General features: G+C 69.0%; 1 protein-coding gene. It reads left to right on the top strand.

Features of this window, described 5'->3' with window-relative positions:
- Positions 1 to 15 precede the first annotated feature (15 nt).
- The coding region (locus tag ABT084_RS37850) for a condensation domain-containing protein (RefSeq protein ID WP_351054386.1) at positions 16 to 1,575 on the top strand (1,560 nt) is incomplete at its 3' end.

Below are 1,575 nucleotides of genomic sequence, written 5' to 3'. Positions count from 1 at the left end.
GTGTCGGTGCGGGCGTTGTTCCAGACCGCGACTCCGGCTGGTCTGGCGTTGACTGCGTCTGCGGCGCGGGTGGAGGTGCCGGAGAACCTGATCCCGGCGAATGCGGTGGAGATCACGCCGGAGATGCTGTCGCTGGTGGAGCTGGACGCGGACGAGATCGGGCGGATCACCGCGACCGTCGAGGGCGGCGCGGCCAACATCGCCGACATCTACCCCCTCGCCCCCCTCCAGGAAGGGATCTTCTTTCACTACCTGCTCCAGGCCGACAGCGACGTCGACGTCTTTGCGTCCACGACCCTGGTCGGGTTCGACTCGCGCGAGCGCCTCGACGCGTTTCTCGGTGCGCTTCAGCAGGTGATCGACCGGCATGACATCTACCGCACGGCGATCGCGTGGGAAGGCCTGCACCAGCCGGTCCAGGTCGTCCTGCGCAACGCGGTACTGCCCGTCGAGGACGTCACGCTCGACCCCCACGGCACCGAACCTGGCGAACAGCTCCTCGCGCTGGCGGCCGGACGGATGGACCTGAACCGGGCCCCGCTGATGCGGGTCGCGATCGCCGCGTCGCCGCGGTCGTCCGACAACGGGCAGTGGCTGGCAGCGCTGAGCATCCACCACCTCACACAGGACCAGACGGCCCTGGACGTGGTACTCGGCGAACTGAACGCGATCATGTCCGGCCGGGCCGACACGCTGCCCGCGCCCATGCCCTTCCGCAACTTCGTGGCGCAGAGCCGGCGAGGAGTGGCCGAGGAGGAGCACGAGCGCTACTTCGCGGAGCTGGTGGGCGACGTAGATGAGACGACCGCCCCGTTCGGACTGCTGGACGCGCGCGGCGACGGCAGTGACGGACAGTGGGAGCAGCTCCTGGTGGACGAGGAGCTTTCCCACCGGGTACGGGAAACGGCCCGCACGCTCCGCGTGAGCGCGGCCACCATCTTCCACCTGGCGTTCGCCCGCGTTCTGGCGGCCGCCTCGGGCCGAGACGATGTCGTCTTCGGCACCGTCCTGCTCGGCCGCATGAATTCAGGAGCCGGCGCCGACCGGGTGCCGGGCCCCTTCATCAACACATTGCCCGTTCGTGTGAGGGTCGGCTCCGACGAGGTGGGACAGGCGCTTTCCGGACTGCGGCAGCAGCTGGCCGAACTGCTGGAGCACGAGCACGCTCCGCTGGCCGTGGCCCAGCGCGCCAGCGGCGTGCCGGCCTCCAGCCCGCTGTTCACGGCGGTGTTCAATTACCGGTACCGGCAGGAGAGCGGTGAAGACACCGTCTCGGGCCTCGGCGGCGTCCGCACGATGTCCATGCAGGAGCGCTCGAACTATCCGCTGAACGTCTCCGTCACCGACCGGGGCACCGGATTCGTCCTGACGGTCCAGGCCGTGGCCCCGGCCGACGCGGGACACGTGTGCACGCTGCTGCACACGGCATTGGACAGCCTGGTGACAGCGCTCGCTGAGGCGCCGCACACCCGGATCGGTTCCGTTGAGGTGTTGGGTGGTGTGGAGCGTCGTCGGGTGGTGTCGGAGTGGAATGACACTGCGGTGGAGTTCGGGTCTGGTTTGGTGCCGGAGTTG

This window comes from Streptomyces sp. NPDC002138, assembly GCF_040296485.1.
In the GTDB taxonomy this organism is placed as follows: Bacteria; Actinomycetota; Actinomycetes; order Streptomycetales; family Streptomycetaceae; genus Streptomyces.
This window is presented reverse-complemented; position numbering and strand designations above follow the sequence as displayed.